We start from the raw sequence: 22,879 nt of genomic DNA, 5'->3' as shown, positions 1-22,879 counted from the left end.
ACACGTTTATATGAATTAAGGACAATCTATGCAGTGGCTTGCTATTGGTTTGGGCGCAGCATTTGGTGCTTGCCTGCGAGCTTGGCTATCGCGTTTTAATGCCTTGCACGGTTGGGTGCCACTCGGTACTCTGAGCGCCAATATCTTAGGCGGACTGCTGATAGGGCTCGCGCTAGTATGGTTTGAGCGCATGGGTAGCAATCTATCCGATCATATACGCGTGTTCATGATTACAGGATTTTTGGGCGGATTGACGACTTTTAGTACGTTTAGTGCAGAGGTATTTGGCTTTATCCATGACGGGCGGCTGCTGGCAGGCTTAGCGCTCATCGGTTTGCATGTTGGGCTAACGTTACTCGCAACTGCGCTTGGCTTTTATTTCTTTAAGGTCGTGCTTTGAGCTTTTATCAATACTACCTGCTTAATCAGGGGTCTGATTTAAGTAGTTACCGAAATACAGTCTGTTTTAAGTAGTCTATTAATAGGTTTTTGGAGTGAAATAGCTGGTTCCTTTGGGGTATACCCTAAAAATAAGGCCGTAAATAACAATATTTAGTTTAGTACTACAAATTTCGGAGGAAAGTTGATAACTTCTTTGTAATTGAAGTAATCTTCTATTTTAGAAGAAATTAATAAAGAAGGATTTGTTATGAGTATGGCTTTTTATTATTTTAAAAATGATGAATGGGATAGGCCAATACCATCATGTCGTCCTTTAAATAATAGCAATGAAATGAGAATGATGTCCTACTATTTATCAGAGCTAGATATCGAGTTTTCAGAGAACATTCTTCATAATTTAAGAAATAATAATATTAATATATTAGATATAAGTTCTGAGACTTGGCAAGTTGTCATAGACGGTAAGAATGTGACGATATGCTCTATATATGACGAAGATAATAACGACTTTAAAGCTACTGTCAAAAAAGATGTTTTTGAAAAGTTCATAGTCGCATGGCTTGATTTTTTAAGGCAAGATTACAGTCTTGAGATTATTATTGATTTGTAGAATTAGTGGTGTAGTGAGCTTTTTGCGAGATTTTGTTATTAATCTATGTAATTGAAGTTCGATGCCTGTATAGCGCACCGAACACGATTTAATGTAAATTAGCTCAATCGACAGGAATCTAGGATTTATGAAGCTTAACGACTAGCCTCACTAATACATACTTCTTGTGTACTATAGGGGTTTGTTATGCCACTACATTTTTTAGCTTTTACTAGGTAGTTACATTAGGCTTGGGGTATATTCACCTTTGAGTTGGATGCCAATACTTGTTGATGAAAGTAAAAACTATTAGTACTGATGAAACTATAGTGCCTAATATAAGAAATATCACGATATCTCGTTTAAGCGTCTCTAAGATAGCCTCGTCTTTAAATATGCGTACTAAGGTTAATAATATAAATACGACAAATCCAACATAGTATCCTTTTAAAAAACTCGTCCAAAACGGGTGGTCCTTTATATGCCAAGACAAAAACATTCCAATCGCCACCTCACTAATAAAATCTGTCACTTCTTAAGATCCTTTTATGATTGATTTTTAGTCCATTATAAATATGGAAGAGCCTATACCATGGAGAAAGTTTTTTGAACTATTATCAATCCAAGCTTGGCGTAGAGATTTAGCTTGGGTGCATTTCATCTCGATAAGTACACTACCGAGTACACTGTGACCGCCTAAATAAGTAAGACCATTGATGTCAGCTCTACACAGCCGAACCTTCAAGTCCTCACTAGGGAACCATTATTTTCCCCAACGCCTATCATAACGTAAGAAAGCGGACAGTATTTTATAACTAAAAAATGTAATAAGCAGTGGAGTCTTAAACTGGCTTCACAATCCCTTCCAATAAACTGGCAAATCCCTGCATGTATGCTGTATCTTGGCTTGAGGTACGCGTAGCGGCGTACAACTGACAATGCACACCCTTTCCTAGTGGTCGTGATACGACCCAGCCTTTTCTCTCGTATTCAGCAACCACCCAATCAGGCAATGCTGCTACGCCGCGTTCACTGGCGACCAGCTGAATTAGCATCGCGGTCAGCTCTGTCGTACGAACACTCTCAAAGCTTACTTGTGCTGGCGTCATAAAATTAGCAATGATGTCGAGACGCTTGGCCTCTACTGGATAGGCAATTAATGTCTCATTAATCAAATCATCAGGGTCAATAAATTTTTGAGCAGCTAAATCATGCGTTGGTGAAAGCACCAAACGACTCTCGTACTCAAACAATGGCTGATAGCTGATACCGTCGAGCGGTAAATCACTGGTAGTGATAAGCAGATCAATATCACCTTCCATCAATAGATGATGCGGCTCAGGCTCAAACCCTGTGGCAAAGTCTAGCTCGACATCCGACCATTCACGGCGATAGTGGTTAAGTATCGGCATCAGCCAATCAAAGCAGCTGTGGCACTCTGATGCTAGGCGTAATCTACCTGCTTGACCATGCGCTAAGCGTTTAAGGTTAGATTTGGTGCGAGTAACTTGCGGTAGGATATTGTCTGCCAATGCCAATACTGCTTTACCTGCTGGCGTGAAGCTAAGCGGGCGTGTCCGACGATTGACTAAGCTGATGTCGTAATAGTTCTCAAGCTCTTTTAATTGATGCGAAACGGCTGAGGCAGTAACGTGTAGCTCATCCGCCGCTGCTGCAAGTGAACCATGCGCCCGTAGCGCGGTTAACGTATTAAGATGACGTAGCTCAAGCATAATATAACCTAACCGCTAAGGTGAGAAAAATTCATTATAGTCAATATAGCGCTGACTTTCACTCATAGTCCGTTATTAATGCTCAGTTAATGACCAGTTAATAAGCAATTAGTCAGCAATCAACATCTAGCGCTTGCGTAATAGCAACTGTGAGATAACCACCAATACTAGTGAAGCAACTAGCAATAACGTACCAATGGCGTTGACTTCGGGCTTGAGTCCTACGCGCACCATAGAATAAATGCGCAGCGGTAAAATCTCATAGCTAGGCCCCGTGACAAAGGTCGACACCACTACATCATCTAGCGACAAGGTGAAGGCAAGCAACCAACCTGCCATGACCGCAGGCAAGATAACTGGGATCAATACGGTGCGCACCATGGTTGATTCGTTAGCCCCCAAGTCACGTGCCGCTTCCATTAGACGCTCATCTAAACTACTCAATCGTGCAAAAACGGTAATAACGACGAAGGGTAAGCAAAAAGTAATGTGCGCCAATAGCAGCGAGACAAAGCCCAATTGCAAACCAATCAATAAAAAAAATGCTAGCAATGAGATAGCGAGTACAATCTCAGGCGACATCATCAGGACAAACAGTAGCCCATTTAGTAAGCCTTTACCGCGAAAATTATAACGATGTAAGGCTAGGGCAGTAAGCGTACCTATCAAAGTCGAGACAGTGGCCGCCACCAATCCTAATACAATCGAGTGCCAAAACGCATCGAGCATCGCTTGGTTGTTAAATAGCGATTCGTACCACTTTAAGCTAAAGCCGCCCCAGTTGTAGCCAATTTTTGACTTGTTAAAGGACATTACCACTAAGACAATAATAGGCAGGTACAACAGGGTATAAATAAGCCCGAGATAGCCTTTGGCAGCGATACTACCAATCTTGAGCGTACGAGTTTTTTTATTCGGTGAGCTATAAGACATTAGGCCACCTCGTTAAAGTCAGTCTTGCCAATGCGGCGGCTACTGGCACGGTAGGCAAGTAATAATACCGCCATCGCCAGTGTCAGTAATACGCTGGCCGCAGCACCAAAGGGCCAATCACGCGCATCCAAAAATTGGTTTTTAATAATATTACCAACCAGTAAATTGCGAGAACCACCCAAGATATCTGCCACATAAAACATACCCATCGCAGGCAATAGTACGAGCAGTACACCAGAGATAATCCCTGGCGTCGTTAAAGGCAGTACCACATGCCAAAAGGTCTGTGTTTTAGTTGCACCCAAATCTTGCGAGGCCAATAGCATATCATTGCGCAAGTCAGTAAATACCGCATATAGCGGTAGTACCATAAACGGAAATAACAAGTAGGTTAAACCTGCAATCACCGCACCTTGCGTATATAAAATATCGATTGGTGTATCAATCACGCCGATGGCAAGCAATGATTTATTGATCAAGCCATTGTTAGCAAAGAGCAGCTTTAATGCGTAAGTCCGCACCAGAGAATTGGTCCAAAATGGCAGTATCAGTAACATCATGAGCAGTGGCTGCCATCGCACTTTTGCCTTAGAAACCAGCCATGCAAAAGGATAGCCAAGCAGTAAACAGATAACCGTTGTGATACCTGCCATCCATAATGAATGGACAAATACCTCAAAATACAATGGGTCAATCATCCGCACGTAACTGTCGATACTGACAGGCAAGCTAATAAAGGCGCTACTATCGCGGGTCAAAAAACTGACAGCGATGACCAATATGTTTGGTAACAGCGCAAATATCAGTAGCCAACCCCAGATTAGCCAAAGCGTGGCGGTACGAAATGGGCTTTTACTGCCTAAGTGGTTGCGGGCCATCAGCTACCATCCTTTTGTGCAGTTATGTCTGGCATAGCTTCAGAGTCTTCTGGTAATACCCATTCCCAGCCATCCACCCACGAAACTTTGACGCCTTCGTTTAGTTTGTAATCAAAGCTCGGGTCATCCTCATCAAAAAACTCAGAGGCTTTGATGATATGACCATTTGCCAATTCGATAATCGAGTCTAAGGTGCTGCCTTTATAGTTACTCTCGATGACACGGCCTAACAGTCCGCTATGCTCATTGTCTTTTGGGTCATATATTCGTAGGTCTTCGGGGCGAAGTAGTAAATTAACGATATCACCTACCTGCACGTCATTGGCAAAATTAGGACGACGTAAGTTACGTAATGTGGTTGGCCCTTCTTGGACTTGAGCTTCACAGACTTCAACCTCGATGCGTCCGTTGGTCACTTTACCATCACGATCTGGGTGATCTGGATAGACACCTTTGACCTCAGCTCTAAACAAATTGGTCTCGCCGATAAACTTGGCAGTAAATAGGTTGGCAGGGGTTTCGTAAATCTCGATAGGCGTACCAATTTGCTGAAACGTACCGTCTTTCATTACGGCAATACGGTCTGACATCGACAGCGCTTCTTCTTGGTCATGGGTGACAAAGACAAAAGTAATGCCAAGCTCACGTTGCAGACGTTTGAGCTCAGATTGCATCTGCAGGCGTAGTTTATGATCGAGCGCAGACAATGGCTCATCAAGCAATAGCAGTTTAGGGCGGTTAATCACCGCGCGTGCAATGGCAACTCGCTGCTGCTGACCACCAGACAAATCTTGCGGCTTGCGGTTGGCTAAACGCTCCAGCTGTACCATCGCTAGCATCTCGCTGACGCGTCTTTGGATTTCATCTTTTGGGACTTTTTTTAACTTTAGGCCATATGCGACGTTTTGAGCAACGCTCATATGAGGAAACAACGCATATTGCTGAAATACGGTATTCACCGGACGTTTATCAGCGGGCAAGCCTGCCATCTGTACGCCATCCAAATATATCGCCCCAGTGTTTGGCTGCTCAAAGCCTGCAATCAAGCGTAGCAAGGTTGTCTTACCGCAGCCCGATGGCCCAAGTAGCGTCAAAAACTCACCATGTTTGATATCAAGGTTGATGTCTTTTAAGACCTCGGTTTGATCGTAGGTTTTTTTGAGACCAGTCAGCTTTAGTAGCACCTGATCATCATGAGGTGACGCAGAGGTGTTATGCGTATTTGGAGAGGGATTGGCCATAATATCTGTTCCTAAGCGTCCAATATATCAATACAGTCATCGAGGTAAATCACTGTCATCAAAGAGATTGGCATGAGCGTAAGCATGATCTGATTGCTGCCTGAATGCTGCGTATTATAACAAACCCTTGATATAAGTCAGTGCAAGTTCGTTATAAGTTATGCGAGCCATACGGTCATGGTCGTGATGGGTGCGGCTGTATTTTTGGTATCGACTGTCTTTACCTCACGATATTTAGACAAATTTTTTTACCGATTTTTGGCTTTTATTCCTATACAATCACGGTATGGCTGACAAATATCACGAGCCTGATAGGTTGGTAGCCACTAGCCAATCTATGTTTGCATACCTAATGTAATGCCATTTATAACTCTCATATTATTGATGATAAAGGATCTCTCATGTCTACCGATACACGTCCAACAACAGGTCAAGAAGCGCTTGAGCTTTTAAAAGCAGGTAATGCGCGTTACGTTGATAGCCTCACCAGTACCGATCAATATATGCAGCGTCGTCCAGAGTTGGTCAAAGATCAAAACCCATTGGCGATTATTTTGGGCTGCTCGGATGCACGAGTACCCGTTGAGATTGTCTTTGATCAAGGTTTGGGAGATTTGTTCGTTATACGAGTCGCAGGTAATGTGGTTGCACCATCGCAGATTGGTTCAATCGAGTTTGCAGCCGAAGCCTTTGGTACGCAGTTGGTGGTGGTCCTTGGGCACTCAAAATGTGGCGCTGTTACTGCTTGCGTTGAGACATTGATTAACCCTGAGCAGAATTATTCACCTAACTTGCAATCTATCGTTGATCGTATTCGCCCAAGCGTTTATAACTTGCACGAACTGGCAACTGCCAATGGTCAAGACGTCGATGCAGACGAGCTGGTCGATCGCTCTATTCGCGCTAACGTACGTATGTCAGTTAGTCAGCTAAAACATGGCTCACGTGCATTAGAGGACTTAACCAATAGTGGTCAGCTATTGGTAGTCGGCGCTGAGTATGACTTAGAGACAGGAAAAGTGCGTTTTTTAGATAGCTAATCAGTCTTAGGTAGATTCAGATAACTAGCTAGTTAGGGCATAAAGACGAACATACCTTGTTCATATTCTTACAAAACCCTATCAGTTATTTTGCCATTTTTTATTATGATAAGAGAACGGCGCAAATTACGACAATCGTGATTTGCGTGTTTATGTATTTATTTTTGAATTATATTAGGATAATTATGTCTACTTCATCTAACAACAATAACGACGCAATAGACCAGCCTGCTAGCAGCGTTAGCACGGACGGCGTTCAGCCAATTTCATCACAGACGACTGGTTTTACTTTTAACCACACCATGCTGCGTGTCAAAGATCCTGTTAAATCGCTAGCGTTTTACACTGGTGTCTTGGGCATGACCTTGCTTGCTGTTAAGAGGTTCCCTGACATGGGGTTTGATTTATATTTCTTGGCTAAGTTGACCGAGAGCGAGCGCGAAACCTTGCCAACTGGCGATGATCTAGAAATTTTTGCTTTCCGTCAACGTGGTATTTTAGAGTTGACGCACAACTACGGCACCGAAACAAAAGCTGATTTTAGCTATCATGATGGCAATCAAGATCCGCAAGGTTTTGGTCATATTTGTTTTAGTGTTCCAAGTTTGGATGAAGCAGTTGCTTGGTTCGATAAAAATGACGTCGAATTTAAAAAGCGTCCAGAAGATGGCAGCATGAAAAATATTGCTTTTATCAAGGACGTTGATGGCTATTGGATCGAAATCGTACAAGCTGATTTGATGTCATAACTGGCAAAGAAGCAGTGAGATTTTCATTTGTTTATCCCCTTAAACACGCGCTAAGACAGCAATAGGAGCAACCCTTTATGCCCACCCCCGACGTGAGTCGCATATCGAATACTCTAACCGATGGTGTGACCATCTATCAACAAGTGGTCTATACCACGCAAGACTTGGCAAGTGGCTTTATTGAGCGCATTCCATATTTTGTGGCGGCGCTCATTGTGTTGGGGATTTTTTGGCTATTGTCGATTATTTTCAAAAAAGTAGTGCATAAAACCTTAGGCGCGCGCGTGCGTCATCAAAATTTGGTGAAGGTGTTTCAGCGGATAGGTGGGGCACTTATTCTGTTTATTGGCTTTATGATCGCCATGGTTGTTGCTATTCCAGGATTTACACCAGCTAAGCTAATCGGCGCACTAGGTATTGGTTCTGTGGCTATCGGTTTTGCTTTTAAGGATATCTTTCAAAACTTGCTCTCTGGTATTTTGCTCCTGATTTCAGAGCCGTTTCGTATCGGTGATCAGATTGTCTCAGGCGACTATGAAGGAACGGTCGAAGATATTAAAATCCGCGCAACCACTATCAGGACTTATGATGGCAGGCAAGTAGTGATTCCAAATTCAGATCTCTATACTTCAGCATTGACCGTCAATACCGCTTATAAGCAGCGCCGTCTACAAGTCGCAGTTGGTATTGGTTATGAAGATGATATCGAAGCGGCTAAAGCTGAGATTATAAAAGCATTAGATAAGATAGAGAGCGTCTCAAAGAAAGCAACGCCAAGCGTGATTGCTACTGGTTTCGGGGGTTCGTCCATTGATCTAATGGTGCGCTGGTTTATCGAAGATGGTACGCAAGCCAATAAGGTTGCCTCGATTCATCAAGTAATTGTAGGTATCAAAAACTCGTTGGATGCAGCGGGCGTAAACATTCCCTTCCCAATACGTACGATCGATTTGAGTGATCCTTCAGTAAGTGCAATCGTTAATAAGATGAACGAGCAACAAGACGTTGTGGATGTGAATAAAACAGTGGCAGAGTAGTGCGCTCGGTGAAATATTTAATTAGTGTTAAAACTTTGATTTCCACAATATCCAGAAAACTAAAAAACCGCCACATCAAACGATATGGCGGTTTTTTATACGTATCTACTTGCTATAAATACAAAGATTTATTCGTCCTTTGCTCTAAAGTCGGTATGGCATGATTTACAGCTTGCACCAACTTGTCCAAAGGCAGGTTTAACATCGTCCATGCTAGTGGCGTTTTGGGCGGCAGCATTTAGCTCAGCAGTGACCTTTTGAAAGTTTTCCGCTTCAGCACTGAAGCCATCAGCATTAGACCAAACCGATTCAGTAGCATTGCCTACTGCTTCTGGGTCTTCAAAATGACTCCAAGGCTTGGCGGCATCTTCTGCTAAGAACGCCGCTTGCTCTTTAAATACGTCCGCATCAAATGTATCAGGTGCTTTTGCCATATCACCCATGACGCCCATTGCATCGCCCCAGTTTTTCATGGTGTCTTGACGCGCTTGCACGTCAGGGTTAGATCCTGTTGAAGTGCTACAGGCCGTTAGACCCAGTGCAGCCGCCATCAAGGTAACGCTAAACAGAGACTTGAAAGATTTGTTGGTATGAACCTGTGCCATATGACTTACTCCTTTAAACTTGGCTAATAGTAAGCGCGATTACAAACGCTCGCTTTGACTTAAAATATAGTTATACAAAATACTGCCTAAAATTCTTCTGAGCACAGTTGCTAATAAAGAACGTCTTCTATTGTAACGGTTATCTGCGCGTTGGGAATTATATAGTTGTTATATCCTCGTAATATTTTAAATAAGCATACCTTAACTTGGTTATGGCTACTTATAGTTGGTTGCGGTGATTACATGGTAGTTATACAACGTATTTCTGTACGATAACAACCTAAGAGTAGCTCGTTTAGATGGTGCTGACAATAAAAAAGGCCAGCGAATAGTAGCTGACCTTATTAATATTTTCCAAAAATATGAATGCCGTGATATTTACGAAAACTACAGTGCTAACCAATCACGTGGCTTTAGATAATAATCGGTTAACTCAAACTCAGGCGTTCCTTCAGTAGGCTCAAAACGATAATGCCAGCTGGCAAGCGGTGGCATACTAACTAGAATTGACTCGATACGTCCGTTACTTTGTAGCCCAAATAGGGTTCCACGATCGTAGACCAGATTGTACTCGACGTAGCGGCCACGGCGATAGAGCTGAAACTCGCGCTGCGCTTCAGTATAAGGCGTATTTTTACGTTGTTCAAAAATCGGCATGATACCGTCAAGATAACCGTTGCCAACGGCTTTCATAAAGTTAAAGCAAGTCTCAAAGTCCCAGCCGCGACTCTCGGTACTGACGTCATCATAAAATAGACCACCAATACCGCGCTGCTCATCACGATGGCGCAGATGAAAATACTCATCACACCACTGTTTAAAATCAGCATAGATATTGTCTCCAAAAGGCGCACACAAGTCATGACAAACTTGATGCCAGTGTACACAATCAGCGAGTACTGGATAGAATGGCGTCAAATCAAAGCCACCGCCAAACCACCAGATAGGAGCTTCGCCTTCCGCTTCTGCTACGAATAAGCGCACATTGGCATGGCTCGTAGGCACGTTTGGATTTCTAGGATGGACAACCAGTGATACGCCCATTGCTTGGGCTTTACGCCCAGCGATATTGGGGTGACGCGCGGTCGCCGAGGCAGGTAGGTTATGTACATGAATATGGCTAAACATGACGCCCGCTTTTTCGATGACCTCACCATCTGCCAATACGCACGACCGACCGCCGCCGCCTTCAGGACGTTCCCAGTCATCAGGAACAAAGGTCGCATACTCGTTGTCGTTAGTGCTACCATCGCGCTCTTGTGCTTCTAGTGATTCACAGATACGTGCCTGTAAATCAACCAAAAATTCACGCACTCGCATGATATCGTTATTGGTTGGCGTCGTCACTGATGCTACCGTTGATAAGTCTGTTTCGTTATTTGTATTTGTAATACTCATAAGATATCTATTTATTCAGGTGTATGGCGGTATTAAGGTCTGTATCGAGAGAAGCATCTATATCAAGATTGATATTTTTATCAAACAAGTGGCCCATGCGATCACGTTTGGTTGCTAGATATTCCGCATTCATATCATTGACACCGACCAACAATGGAACCCGTTCGACAACATCAATACCATGCTCAGTCAGATAAGCGACTTTGTTTGGGTTGTTGGTGATGAGCCTAACAGCGTCAACACCGACATGGGCAAGCATCGGACCACACATATCATAGATACGCGCATCGGCAGGCAAGCCTAACATGAGATTGGCATCCAGCGTATCATGCCCTTGATCTTGGAGGGCGTACGCACGAATCTTATTGGTCAAACCAATACCGCGGCCTTCTTGACGCAAATACAAAATCGCACCGCAACCTGACTCTTGGATAGCTTGCATGGCAGTATTGAGCTGCGGACCGCAGTCACATTTCAATGAGCTAAACGCGTCGCCTGTCAGACATTCAGAATGAATGCGAATGAGCGGTATTTGCTTCGCTATCGATTCATCCTTTTGGTTCAATATCATGTCGTCTAAAGATTGGTTAGCGATATCGTCTGTCTGTTGATCGACCACAGTTAGACCAACGGTCAGCATGACATGCTCTTGACCTTCGCTATTTTCGAAGATATGAATATCAAACTCGCCGTGACGAGTGGGTAATTTGGCACTAGTGATAAATTGATATGACATTGCTGTCCTACATAAGCCTAAAGTCGTGGCGGTGAAAAGTGTGTTATTGCTGTTTGAAACGAGCGCTGTTAGAGCCAGTTACTGTTCGAGATAACTACTGTTTTCAAGATAACTATTAGTTGAGATGAGCCTGTCACCTAAACTTTACTGTTAAAATTAAGATGATACCAGTATAACCTGTTCATAGAGACAGCGTGCTCATTGTATTTTTTATAAAAACACACAAAGTTCACAGACGACGCACGATGATTAAAGCGACAATTAAAAAAAAATGCTATTATGCCATACTATTTTGACGGATACAGTGACAAGTCTTTACCCTTACATTACTATGTCGTCACTAACATCCGCTATTGATGCAAAATAATAGGGCATAATGTCACCCCTCAGTCGTCAATAGTATGAAAGCATCAATATTTTGATATCAAAACGTTGGTATTGACGCGCAGTCTATTGTGCTAGCGTGTCTACTGTCGTAAGTAGCGCAGCTATACAAATACGAAAGTTGCATGAATAATTATATGGTCGATTACATCAATAATGATGTAGGTATTATTGACGTCTTTTGATTATAGTCACCGCTATATTTTAAAGACACGTCTTGTCAGCAGATTGGTAGGTATCGTACGGTTTATGCAGCAGTCACCTCATTCTCCAAAGTCTCAGTCCCTATCTACATCAGTGCTGGATTCTGCTGCTCAGCTATCGAGCTTACAGCAGACCTATACTGTGATTCCACGTGTGCGTCCTCATACGCCATTGCTTGATGCAATTGATACACCCACTGACCTCAGCACGCTTTCAACGGCTAAACTTATTACGCTGGCTGATGAATTGCGCCTTTTTCTATTGTATTCAGCTGGTCAGAGCGGTGGGCATTTTGGTGCCAATTTGGGCGTGGTTGAGCTGACCATAGTATTGCATTATTTGTTAGAGACGCCGCAAGACCAAATCGTCTGGGACGTGGGTCATCAAGCCTATGCTCATAAAGTACTGACAGGTCGCCGTGAGCAGTTAGGTACTATCAGATCTAAAGACGGTTTGACGGCATTTCCTGAGCGCGCAGAGTCTGTCTACGATACATTTGGCGTAGGGCATTCATCGACCTCTATCTCAGCTGGTCTGGGTATGAGTCTCGCCCTGCGTTATCAAGGCCGCGAGCAAACGGTTGCTTGCATCATTGGTGATGGTGCGATGACAGGTGGGATGGCATTTGAGGCCATGAATGACGCAGTACAGCAAGATGCTGATTTACTGGTCATTCTAAACGATAATGATATGTCGATATCTTGCTCTATTGGCGGATTTTCACGACATTTAGCGATGCTTTGGGAGTCAGGTTATCAAGTTGATATCTCTGAGTCAGGTGAGCCAGTACTCTGTCACCGTCCTGATATGCAGGCGTTCGATCGCCGCAAGCGTCATAAAGAGATGCGTGATGTTCCGCAGCTAGAAGATAACTTATTCAAAGCGATTGGTTTTACCTATTTTGGTCCATTTGATGGGCATAATATTCCTGAGTTACTGCGCGTATTGTCACTGGCGAAGCAAGTAAAAGGCCCAGTACTAGTGCATATCTATACCACTAAGGGTAAAGGCTTTGCACCAGCAGAATTAGATCCAGTGGGCTATCATGCAATCAGTAAGTTGCCAGTCGAAAATCATAAAGAGCATGAAGCGTCTAAAGCTGAATCCATAAGTCAGCTAAAAAAACAACCAAGTACAAAGCCAGCGTTAAAATATTCGCAAGTGTTTGGCCAGTTCTTATGTGATAAAGCGGCCGAAGACGATAAGCTACTAGCTGTCACCCCTGCCATGGAAGAAGGTTCAGGGATGACGGACTTTGCTCGTCACTTTCCAGAGCGCTTCTTTGATGTGGCTATTGCTGAGCAACATGCTGTCACACTAGCGGCTGGAATGGCAACTCAAGGCGTCAAACCTATTGTCGCGATTTATTCAACGTTCTTGCAGCGTGGATATGATCAGCTGATTCATGATGTGGCTTTACAGAATCTCGATGTGATGTTTGCCATCGATCGAGCGGGCCTAGTCGGTGAAGACGGTGCGACGCATGCTGGCGTGTTTGATTTCGGATTCTTGCGTTGTGTGCCTAATATGGTGATTGCAGCGCCAAAAGATGAGAACGAATGCTACCACTTGCTCAATACTTGCTATGAGTATCCAGGCTGTACGGCGGTACGTTATCCGCGTGGTACAGGCACAGGTGCTGATATTGAGCAGCCAGCTCAAACTTATAAAGTTGGTGAAGCAGTTGTCGAGTCAGTATTAGGTAAAGCTGATGCACCTTATAAACTAGCCTTATTGGCCTTTGGTACGATGGTGGCAACTGCTCAACAAGCAGCAGAAAGCTTAATAAATAACGATGCAGCGTTAGATTGCCAGATACAGGTAGTTAATATGCGCTGGGTAAAACCGCTAGATACAGCCATGCTTGAGACGTTATTGGCACAAGGGGTCACTCATATAGCAACCCTAGAAGAGCACATGATTATGGGCGGCGCAGGTAGTGCAGTGAATGAATATTTACTCAATGAGTCGGCAGCCTTTAAGAGAAATCGTCCAGCTATTGCTAATATCGGTATTCCTGATCGTTTTATTGCTCATGGTTCTCAAGCAGAACAATTGGCTGACTGTGGTCTAGATGTCGAGGGCGTGATCAAACAGCTGAAAATACTTTTATCGTAAGCGTTACAATATTATTTTAAAAAATTAATGCGCTAAAAGTGCGTTAATTAAAGTCGATATAAGCTCCTTAAACAGAGCAAACGCCTACTAGCCGTAGGTGCTAACTTTTTTACAACTTGCGCAGTTTAGATGATCGCCAAAGTACTGGCTTGGTCAGCGTGACGGTTTTTTCGTTTTTATCGAACAATTTTAGTATAATGCGGGTGGCTTTTATAAGTTTTCGTTTATAAGAGACACGTTTTTAATCGCATAGATGTGGTGTGATGCGGCGGCTGTTTGGCATGTTGTGGGCACAAAGTTAGTCTTATTTTTTATATTCATTCATCAAGCAAATAGGTTATTTATGGAACCCATGGTCGTCATCGCAGCGCGTACTGCTGAAAAAGTTGGTAAAGAGATTTTATATGCGCATCAAAACCGCCACAAAATCGAGTTAGATATTGAGTCTAAAGGACTTGATGGTTTGGTTACTCGCATTGATCGCTTTAGCGAAGAGCTCACTATTGAGACGCTAAAAGCCAGCTATCCTAATCATTCATTTTTAGGTGAAGAGTTCGGTATGCAAGAAGGCCGCGGCGAAGATGCTGACTGGTGCTGGATTATCGATCCACTAGATGGCACTAAGAACTTCGTTCATGGTGTACCGCAGTTCTGCGTATCTATCGCTGTACAGCATAAAGGTGTTACCCAACATGGTGTGGTCTATGATCCTGTTCGTGATGAGATGTTCTCAGCGAGCCGTGGTAAAGGTGCTCGCTTGAACAATCGCCGTATGCAAGTGAGCGAGCGCAAAACCATTGATGGCGGTTTCTTTACGACTGGTCATCCGCTTGAGCGTAAGCGCAATGGCGAAGTTATCTCTTATGCTAAACAGCACTTTGAGAGCTTACAGAAGATATCTGAGGCAGGTGGTCAGGTACGTCGTATGGGTTCAGCTGCGCTTGACTTGTGCTATGTTGCCGCTGGTCGTTTTGACGGTTATTTTGAGATGTCTATCAAGCCTTGGGACATCGCTGCGGGCGAGCTTATCGTAACTGAAGCACGCGGTGTGGTGGTTGATCATACTGGCGCGCACAACTCTATGACATCAGGCTCTATCTTCGCTTGTAATGTGAAATTGCTTAAGCCATTGATGCAAACAGTTGTACCAATCTGGGGTGACGCAATCTAAACGTTAACCTTAATGGTATTAACGTTTAGCGCTTGCAAGATTTAAATTCAAGTAATATCTAGATTGAGTATAAATGAAAAAAGCTGGTTCCATTATGGAGCCAGCTTTTTTGTTTTATCGTTACCCTTATTGCCAGCTTTATCTTCAACAGTAATGCCTTTGAATGCTAACTCTTTACTGGTAGTTTCTAGCAGTTGCAACTCTTCTTCTATCAGCATCAGCATATCTTGTACGCGAGGTAACGCCTTGCTACAAGCGGTGATACCAAACTCAATCTTATCTAAATAACTGGCTAAAGTGATATTCATCGCTTGACCATTAAAGACGATAGAAGCGGGGTACAATGATTGCAGACGTGCACCATTCCAGTACAGTGGTTTTTCAGAACCAGGTACGTTAGAGATAATCAGGTTAAATGCCTGCTTTCTAGGAAACAGTCCTGTCGCTAAGTTGATGCCTTGCCACGCGTATGAGACGATACTGTAGTTAATGACCTGCGCTTGGTTCATGCGGCGAAAGCGACGTTTGCCGTTATTCATACTACGATGGATAAGCTCTATCCTGCGCAGTGGATTGTCCAAATGCGTACCCAAGTTTGCCAATACAAATGACAGCTGATTGCCCGAGATACTGTTATCTGTACGCAGTGACATCGGGACAAATGCAATCAACGGTTTACTCGGTAGCGCATCCATTGATATTAGGTAGCGACGAATAGCACCTGCACAGACCGCCAGTACCACATCGTTCCTACTAATTTTGAGCCTTTCAGCAATATCGTTAAACCGCTGTATATCATAAGACTGTGCGGCTATACGCCGTGAGGCTGATATACGTTTATTCAAGATACTCATCGGGGCGTCAAAAGTACCGACGTACCCTTCATCACCGTAGTTTTTCACGTTATCTAGCAATTCTGTAAATACAGGTTTGATGGTAGATATCTGCTCTTTTATGATGCCCCTGATAGATCGTTCGGCAGGTAATATAGCGTTTACTTGGTTACGATGGCGCGCCATCAACGACCAGACAGGCAGGGTAACTGGTTCGGTTGGCGATTGAGATAAGGATTTTTGAACCAAACGCATCGCTGCGATGCCATCAACCAAAGAGTGATGAATCTTAAAATACCATGCAAAACGTTCAGGTCCACCTTCGACTTCTGGCTGTATACCTTCGATAACATGACATTCCCACAAAGGCATGGCACGATCTAATAAACGCCCATGTTCTCTTGAGACATACATCAATAATTCACGTACGCGTCCAGGACTTGGTAGCGCAACATGATGCAGATGATGCTCAACATCAAAGTCTTTGTCTTTTTTCCAAAAGGCTAAATGTTCAAGTACCTGATTAAAAGGAAAGCTAGGCGGTACATCAGACTCTTGCATTTGTTTTACCAATTGATAGACAAAATCGCTATCCGCATTGTCTGGTAATTCAAATACAAACAGCCCACCAACGTGCATGGGCTGTTTACGCGACTCAAGAAGTAGAAACAACTGGTCGACTGCTGTGAGAAGTCGCATAATAAATCCTTTTATGACGATAAGTGTTATGTGAAAATTATAATAAGTAGAGATTCAATCAAATAACATTTTTTATTATTTTATAGAGCGTGTTGAGCAATCAACCATAGCACTGACAGCGCTATACGTAAATACTCAACACGCTCTATTATGACATGTCATTTATGCTTCAACTTATTGAAAGAAATACCCAGTTTGTGGTGAGCTGGCAGTAGCCATCTTACGCATAGGCATACGACCTGCTAAAAACGCAGCGCGACCTGCCCACATAGCATGTTTCATTGCGTGTGCCATCATTACTGGATTTTGCGCATTGGCAATGGCTGAGTTCATCAGTACGCCATCACAGCCAAGCTCCATCGCAAGTGCAGCATCAGACGCAGTGCCGACACCAGCGTCAACCAATACGGGTACTTTAGCATTTTCGATTATTAAGCTAAGTGTATGACGATTGAGTAGACCAAGTCCTGAACCAATCAAGCTGCCAAGCGGCATAATAGCGACACAGCCCATGCTTTCTAATTCTTGTGCAACGATAGGGTCATCTGACGTATAAACCATTACTTCAAAACCATCATCGATCAATACTTTGGCAGCTTTTAAGGTTTCCATAACGTTTGGATATAAGGTTTTTTCATCCCCCAATACCTCAAGCTTAACCAAATTATGCCCACCCAATAACTCGCGAGCAAGCTTACAAGTGCGAATGGCTGTTTCGGCGTCAAAGCAGCCAGCAGTATTCGGTAATATCGTATATTTATCAGGTGAAATCACATCTAATAAGTTAGGCTCATCACTATTTTGTCCAATATTGACACGGCGAATGGCGACAGTCACGATTTCGGCTGCTGAAGCGGCAATGGCTTCTCCAGTCTCTGTCATGTCTTTATACTTGCCAGTACCAACCAGCAGACGTGAAGAAAAGGTACGGCTACCGACAGTAAAGGTATCTTGTAAAAGTGGTGTTGGGTGAGTAGTGCTAACGTTCTCTGACATAACGGAAAATCCTAATATCGAGCGGGAGAAGGGACAGACAAAATATGATGGGTAATCTAAGCAATCTAAAAGGTGTAGTAGACAATGGCAAGCTGTCAGCAAAAAATCGCATGATATGCTAACTCTGATAGTAATAATATGTGCTGGGCGATAGGTATAAAGCGCCAGTCACATAAAATAATACCCGTCTAAAACAAAATGCTATTATAACAAACTCATGCAACCTTACTGGCAGTCTTTTTTGATTCGAACTGTTAAGGACAAGGCATCCATTCTGTCTTGGCGTGCGTTCTTCTTATCCTCTCCTCACTTATTGGGCCATCTTTATGATGCAGTTGCCATACAGCTTCGCGAAACGCCATCAGATTTTGGCCATACTTGCGATAGATCCTGAATTGCCGCCAACATTAGTACTCACCAAAGCTACTCCGTTGTCAGCGATCAATGAAGCGGTACGGTTTTTACAGCAGCAAGGCATTCGCGGTGTACCTACTTACGAAAGTGTCAGCGCGGACGATTTTGAAAAACGTATGAACGCCGCTTATGCGGGCAATACAGGAGAGTCGCAACATATTGCTGCTGGACTTGAGGACCATCCTGATCTCGATAGCTTGGCAGATAGTGTCCCTGAAACTGAAGACTTGATGGATCAACAAGACGATGCACCTATCATTCGTTTGATTAATGCATTGTTGTCCGAAGCCATCCGTTTAAGTGCCTCAGACATTCATATTGAGACCTTTGAAAAACGTTTAGTCGTCCGTTTCCGAGTCGATGGTGAGCTAAAAGAAATCATCACACCAAAACGCCAATTGGCTCCATTGTTGGTTTCGCGTATTAAGGTAATGGCTAAGTTAGATATTGCCGAAAAGCGAGTGCCGCAAGATGGTCGTATCAGTTTAAGACTGGCAGGGCGAGAGGTCGATGTGCGTGTATCGACTTTGCCATCAAGCTTTGGTGAGCGTGTGGTTATGCGTTTATTAGACAAGCAAGCTGGTCGTTTAAATATGACGTATTTGGGGTTGTCTGATAATGACTATACTGAGCTAAAACGCTTAATCCATCGTCCACACGGTATTATTTTGGTGACAGGGCCGACTGGCTCGGGTAAAACCACGACGCTATACTCTGCATTGACCGATTTAAATGATCAGACCCGCAATATCTTGACCGCCGAAGATCCGATTGAGTTTCAGCTTGATGGTATCGGGCAGACGCAGGTTAATAATAAAGTAGACATGACATTTGCTAAAAGTTTGCGTGCAATGCTTCGTCAAGATCCTGATGTGGTGATGGTTGGTGAAATTCGTGATTTAGAGACAGCAGAGATTGCCGTACAGGCTTCTTTGACAGGGCATTTGGTATTATCGACGCTGCATACCAACACTGCTATCGGTGCAGTCACTCGCTTACAGGACATGGGTGTTGAGCCGTTTCTGTTGTCGTCATCGCTTATTGGCGTAGTAGCGCAGCGTTTGGTACGTACTTTATGTTCACACTGTCAGAGCTGGCAGGCTGCTGATACCGAGCAAGCCAAGCTGTTTACCGAAATTGGCATTGGGTCAACGCTGAAGAGTAATGCCAAAGATATAGCAAGTGAGTCGATTCGTTTGCCCAAGCCAGTTGGCTGCGATAAATGTAATCAGTCAGGGTTTAAAGGACGTACTGCTATATATGAAGTCGTGCCAATCGACGATACATTGCGCCGTATGATTCATAGCAATACGGCTGAGTATGAGCTGGAAGAGTATGCGCGCCAGCAAACACCATCTATTCGTGCAGATGGTTTGCATAAGGTCATAGAAGGGCGTACGACATTGGAAGAAGTGCTACGAGTGACGAAAGAGAGCGCATTAACGGACGAGACAATACTGGTATAAATTTGCAGACTCGATATTGGGATAGCAAATAAAAAAACAACTGGCGTAAATAGCCAGTTGTTTTAATATTTTTCTAATTGTGGAGCTTTAGAGTTTTTAGCCGCTATTATTTTGCAGCCATACATTCAATCTCAACGCTTGCTCCAGCAGCCAGTTCTGATACGCCAAAAGCTGAGCGTACAGGATAAGGCTTTATCATCTCAGCTTTATAGACTTTGTTAAAGTCATCAAAGTCATCCATATCAGTCAGCATGACCATACATTTAACGATATCAGACTTTCGGTAGCCGTACTTTAATAGCGTGATATGGATGTTATCGAGCACTTGCTTGGTTTCAGCTTTGATACCGCCTTTGACCAGTTTGCCATCTTTAAAGCCAATTTGTCCTGACATATACAATGTATTGCCCACGCGTACAGCCTCTGAAAAAGGATAAGTTCCGCCATCGCCCAAGAAAGTAGGCCCAGACTTAGCAACGCTGACAGCTGTCGTTGTATTGGCATTAGCGCTATGAACAAAACCCAATGAGCACAGAGTGGCTAGCGCTAGCGTAGATAGGCAAGTACTAAGTTTCGACATACTGTTTCCTCATTGGGTTTGTTATCAATTTTTACTAACTACTTATCAGTACTATTATTTTGAGTAGATAATGCATCGTTTTCTTCGATTGGTGCCTCGGTTTTAGTGTCATCTTCTGCAGTTTTTTCAGACGCTTTACCTTGGCGGCGTGCCTCTAGCTCCGCTTTTGGTATCCATGCCCACGTCATCTCAACCACAATTGGATCGCGGTCACTATCAGACTCACGATCTTTGATGACACAAGGAATAATCATCTCACCTTTTGGCGTGTTTAGGATATCCAAACGCTGTTCATCAGACAAGCTTGCCACAGCAGCAATTTGACCTTTTTTAATCGGGCGATGGAAATTTACTGAGTAAGATTTAATCAGTAGGATACGATCAGAAGGCAAGTTTAAACCTAAAATAAACCCCGTAGCCGTCTCAGCTAGTAACGTGATGGCGACTGCATGAATAGAGCCGATATGGTTTTGGACGGCTTTATTGTTGTTTAAACTAACGACGACTTGGTTTGGTTCTACCGTCTCATAATAAATGCCAGTTGTACCGACATAGGGAACGACCTTGCCAAAGGCTTTAGATAAAATACTTGAGCGTGCACCAGCAGGCAGATATTTGGTGACTGATAACAGTTTGGTAAATTGATTACTAATTGGTTTTAGCGTGCTACTGGGTTTCTCAACTGAAGGTTTTGTGCTGTCAGATACTTTGGCTGGCAGTTTATTGGTCAACTTGGCGGGTAGTTTTTTTAATAATCCTGACATACAAAATTCCTTAACGTAAATGAGTTGAATGACATTCTTAGCATGGCTTTTTATGATAGCGACACAAATATAGATAATGAAAGTCGCTACAAATACTATGGTACATCAACCATTGCCTTCCTACTATTATTAGCATGAACTGCTGCGCTTACAAAACTATAGTAGCGTGGCTATGTTGCTAGGTTATGTCATTAGTTTAGATCGCCACTTAAAGCAGCCTAGTCATCTTATATGCCAGCGTCATTTGGACAAAGAAGGCCTGAGTGGAAGTACTACGAATAGTAGACTAAGCGAGACTGACACCGTATCTAATATATAGAGGGTTGACTATAGTTACCATGCCAATAGATAGCCACGTTATAATGACAAAATGTTAGCATGTCTATTTTAAACCTGTTTTCAATGCCGCCGGATAACGTTATGCCTGATATGTCTGCTCATGAACCGACCAATATTATTTATACGGGCGTTGCTGGTACAGGTAAAACCTATAGATTGCTGCAAATCGCGAAGCGATATACCGACTATCTACCCAAGATTGAAAATGAAGATTTATTAGAACAACTGCTGCAAGGCTTAAGCTGGCGCGAAGTATTGTGTCTGGTGTTTTTAGATTTACGTGCTGAACAACAGGATTTGTTAAAGGTACGAGAAATTATTGATCATCCTTTTTTTATGACCAAAGCTGCTCAGAACTCACGTGAGAAAAATCTGGACAGTACAGCTTGGCTAGAGTTACGCAGACATAGCCCTACGAACTCTCAAACAGTCAGTTTTGATAACCGTGCTAGCCAAGCTTATTTTGATAAAGACAATAGTGGATCATGGTATTTATTGCCAGAGAGTATAGTGTTACTAGAAGATTTATCACAGCAATTAGCAGAGTTTCAGCAGGCACAGCGTGACAACCAAGCCCATCAAAATCAAAACATTGCTAAGCAACGCTTTAGTATGGTGAGCTTCCATCAAGCCTACGGTTATGAAGAGTTTGTAGAAGGTATACGGCCTGTCATGAGTGGCACCACTCAAGCAAATAACAGCCCTTCTAATCAAACTCAAATGAGTTACGCGGTGCAAGATGGAGCGTTTTTAAAGCTATGCCAATGTGCCGCTCGCGACCCTCAGCAGCGTTATGCAATGCTAATTGATGAGATTAACCGTGCTAACGTGTCACGGGTGTTTGGTGAGCTTCTCAGTTTGATAGAGCCTGATAAACGAGCGGGCAAGCCGAATGCGATGACAGTGAGTTTGGCGTATTCTGGGCGTGCTTTTAGTGTTCCTGCCAATGTCGATATTTATGCCACTATGAATACCCAAGACCATTCTTTAGCGCCACTTGATATGGCATTACGCCGACGTTTTCGCTTTATGGATTGTCCGCCGCAGCCTAATTTACTATCAACAATTCGAGCCAGCAATGACACCGACACTGGACTGTCTGAAGACTTAGAAGCAGGTGCGATAGATTTGAGTAAATTACTAACAGGCTTGAATAGACGTATCGTGCAGACACTGGGAGTAGAAGCGCAGTTGGGTCATGCGTTTTTATTCGCAGTCACTCAGTTAGAGCAATTACAAACGGCTCTCGTTGAACAAATTATCCCTCAATTGGCTCAAGCAGCTGGTGGTCAAATTACGGTGCTGCAGTATATCTTTAGAGATGAGCAGCAACCGACGAGCAAGCAGTTCGTACAGGACAGTCAAGCATTGATGAATGACGACTTGTATAATCCGATGAACAGTCAAAACAATGCTTCCGCTGAACACCAAATGTTTGCAGGGCAGGGTTCTTTTCTTGGTCAGTCTATGAGTATGAATAGCTATACTATCAATGCCGATTTGATCGCTAGGGATGGTGAGTTTAATCATGCTGCTATCTATCAGCGTTTGTACTAGCAGGGTAACTGTT

20 protein-coding genes are annotated in these 22,879 nt (G+C 43.4%); 9 read left to right on the top strand and 11 right to left on the bottom strand.

The window, feature by feature from the left end:
- The first annotated feature begins 28 nt into the window (after positions 1 to 28).
- Both crcB and ACQKCP_RS07155 read left to right on the top strand, forming a co-directional pair.
- On the top strand, positions 29 to 400 hold the full coding sequence (crcB, locus tag ACQKCP_RS07160; protein ID WP_427611819.1) for a fluoride efflux transporter CrcB: 372 nt from the start codon (positions 29 to 31) through the stop codon (positions 398 to 400).
- Positions 401 to 649: 249 nt separating this feature from the next.
- Entirely contained in the window at positions 650 to 1,012 is a 363-nt protein-coding gene (locus ACQKCP_RS07155) for a DUF5376 family protein (RefSeq protein ID WP_427611818.1), read from the top strand.
- Between the two features lie 821 nt (positions 1,013 to 1,833).
- Here the strand turns inward: ACQKCP_RS07155 and ACQKCP_RS07150 are convergent.
- From ACQKCP_RS07150 to potA, 4 genes are all read right to left on the bottom strand, one after another.
- Positions 1,834 to 2,724 (bottom strand): LysR family transcriptional regulator, encoded by an 891-nt coding sequence (locus ACQKCP_RS07150; protein WP_427611817.1) that lies wholly within the window; start codon positions 2,722 to 2,724, stop codon positions 1,834 to 1,836.
- A gap of 126 nt (positions 2,725 to 2,850) precedes the next feature.
- Entirely contained in the window at positions 2,851 to 3,657 is an 807-nt protein-coding gene (gene potC / locus ACQKCP_RS07145; protein WP_427611816.1) for a spermidine/putrescine ABC transporter permease PotC, read from the bottom strand.
- Positions 3,657 to 4,535 (bottom strand): spermidine/putrescine ABC transporter permease PotB, encoded by an 879-nt coding sequence (gene potB / locus ACQKCP_RS07140; protein ID WP_298808712.1) that lies wholly within the window; start codon positions 4,533 to 4,535, stop codon positions 3,657 to 3,659. The genes potC and potB overlap by 1 nt, the downstream gene beginning before the upstream one ends.
- Complete coding sequence (gene potA, locus ACQKCP_RS07135) at positions 4,535 to 5,776, bottom strand: spermidine/putrescine ABC transporter ATP-binding protein PotA (protein WP_427611815.1); 1,242 nt, start codon at positions 5,774 to 5,776, stop codon at positions 4,535 to 4,537. Before potA ends, potB begins: the two co-directional genes overlap by 1 nt.
- A gap of 401 nt (positions 5,777 to 6,177) precedes the next feature.
- On the opposite strand from potA, the gene ACQKCP_RS07130 reads away from it, so the two are divergent.
- The 3 genes from ACQKCP_RS07130 to ACQKCP_RS07120 all read left to right on the top strand — a co-directional run bounded on the left by ACQKCP_RS07130 (position 6,178) and on the right by ACQKCP_RS07120 (position 8,602).
- Complete coding sequence (locus ACQKCP_RS07130) at positions 6,178 to 6,816, top strand: carbonic anhydrase (protein WP_198326297.1); 639 nt, start codon at positions 6,178 to 6,180, stop codon at positions 6,814 to 6,816.
- 185 nt (positions 6,817 to 7,001) lie between these two features.
- Positions 7,002 to 7,565 carry a lactoylglutathione lyase gene (gene gloA, locus ACQKCP_RS07125; RefSeq protein ID WP_427611814.1) on the top strand — a complete coding sequence of 188 codons (564 nt, stop codon included), beginning with the start codon at positions 7,002 to 7,004 and terminating at the stop codon, positions 7,563 to 7,565.
- A gap of 77 nt (positions 7,566 to 7,642) precedes the next feature.
- A complete protein-coding gene (locus ACQKCP_RS07120; protein WP_427611813.1) occupies positions 7,643 to 8,602 on the top strand; it encodes a mechanosensitive ion channel family protein in 960 nt (319 codons plus the stop codon).
- 128 nt (positions 8,603 to 8,730) lie between these two features.
- Here the strand turns inward: ACQKCP_RS07120 and ACQKCP_RS07115 are convergent, their stop codons facing one another.
- The 3 genes from ACQKCP_RS07115 to ribA form a co-directional block, all read right to left on the bottom strand.
- The gene (locus tag ACQKCP_RS07115; protein ID WP_427611812.1) at positions 8,731 to 9,207 is read right to left on the bottom strand and encodes a c-type cytochrome; all 477 of its coding nucleotides are present in this window, start codon (positions 9,205 to 9,207) and stop codon (positions 8,731 to 8,733) included.
- Between the two features lie 387 nt (positions 9,208 to 9,594).
- Positions 9,595 to 10,605, bottom strand: a complete 1,011-nt coding sequence (gene hemF, locus ACQKCP_RS07110; protein ID WP_427611811.1) for an oxygen-dependent coproporphyrinogen oxidase — start codon at positions 10,603 to 10,605, stop codon at positions 9,595 to 9,597.
- 7 nt (positions 10,606 to 10,612) lie between these two features.
- Positions 10,613 to 11,341, bottom strand: a complete 729-nt coding sequence (gene ribA, locus ACQKCP_RS07105) for a GTP cyclohydrolase II (protein WP_427611810.1) — start codon at positions 11,339 to 11,341, stop codon at positions 10,613 to 10,615.
- 633 nt (positions 11,342 to 11,974) lie between these two features.
- Here ribA and dxs point away from each other — a divergent pair.
- Both dxs and ACQKCP_RS07095 read left to right on the top strand, forming a co-directional pair.
- Positions 11,975 to 14,047, top strand: a complete 2,073-nt coding sequence (gene dxs / locus ACQKCP_RS07100; RefSeq protein ID WP_427611809.1) for a 1-deoxy-D-xylulose-5-phosphate synthase — start codon at positions 11,975 to 11,977, stop codon at positions 14,045 to 14,047.
- 343 nt (positions 14,048 to 14,390) lie between these two features.
- Positions 14,391 to 15,218: an inositol monophosphatase family protein gene (locus ACQKCP_RS07095; protein ID WP_057758174.1), complete on the top strand. Its 828-nt coding sequence runs from the start codon at positions 14,391 to 14,393 to the stop codon at positions 15,216 to 15,218.
- Between the two features lie 92 nt (positions 15,219 to 15,310).
- Here ACQKCP_RS07095 and ACQKCP_RS07090 read toward each other — a convergent pair whose 3' ends face one another.
- Positions 15,311 to 16,750, bottom strand: a complete 1,440-nt coding sequence (locus ACQKCP_RS07090; protein WP_427611808.1) for a WS/DGAT/MGAT family O-acyltransferase — start codon at positions 16,748 to 16,750, stop codon at positions 15,311 to 15,313.
- Positions 16,751 to 16,924: 174 nt separating this feature from the next.
- Positions 16,925 to 17,746, bottom strand: coding sequence for a thiazole synthase (locus ACQKCP_RS07085; protein WP_101205496.1), 822 nt, complete (start codon positions 17,744 to 17,746; stop codon positions 16,925 to 16,927).
- Between the two features lie 326 nt (positions 17,747 to 18,072).
- Here ACQKCP_RS07085 and gspE point away from each other — a divergent pair, with 326 nt between their 5' ends.
- Positions 18,073 to 19,626 carry a type II secretion system ATPase GspE gene (gene gspE, locus ACQKCP_RS07080; RefSeq protein WP_427611807.1) on the top strand — a complete coding sequence of 518 codons (1,554 nt, stop codon included), beginning with the start codon at positions 18,073 to 18,075 and terminating at the stop codon, positions 19,624 to 19,626.
- Positions 19,627 to 19,732: 106 nt separating this feature from the next.
- On the opposite strand, the gene ACQKCP_RS07075 is transcribed toward gspE, so the two are convergent.
- Positions 19,733 to 20,206 carry a RidA family protein gene (locus ACQKCP_RS07075; RefSeq protein WP_427611806.1) on the bottom strand — a complete coding sequence of 158 codons (474 nt, stop codon included), beginning with the start codon at positions 20,204 to 20,206 and terminating at the stop codon, positions 19,733 to 19,735.
- A gap of 38 nt (positions 20,207 to 20,244) precedes the next feature.
- Complete coding sequence (locus ACQKCP_RS07070; RefSeq protein ID WP_427611805.1) at positions 20,245 to 20,970, bottom strand: DUF4442 domain-containing protein; 726 nt, start codon at positions 20,968 to 20,970, stop codon at positions 20,245 to 20,247.
- 378 nt (positions 20,971 to 21,348) lie between these two features.
- Between ACQKCP_RS07070 and ACQKCP_RS07065 the strand changes: the two genes are divergently transcribed.
- Positions 21,349 to 22,866 (top strand): McrB family protein, encoded by a 1,518-nt coding sequence (locus ACQKCP_RS07065; RefSeq protein ID WP_427611804.1) that lies wholly within the window; start codon positions 21,349 to 21,351, stop codon positions 22,864 to 22,866.
- Positions 22,867 to 22,879: the final 13 nt, after the last annotated feature.

It is taken from the genome of Psychrobacter sp. NPDC078631 (genome assembly GCF_050268165.1).
In the GTDB taxonomy this organism is placed as follows: Bacteria; Pseudomonadota; Gammaproteobacteria; order Pseudomonadales; family Moraxellaceae; genus Psychrobacter.
Note: the sequence above shows the minus strand (reverse complement) of the source record. Positions and strands in the feature narration are given on the sequence as shown.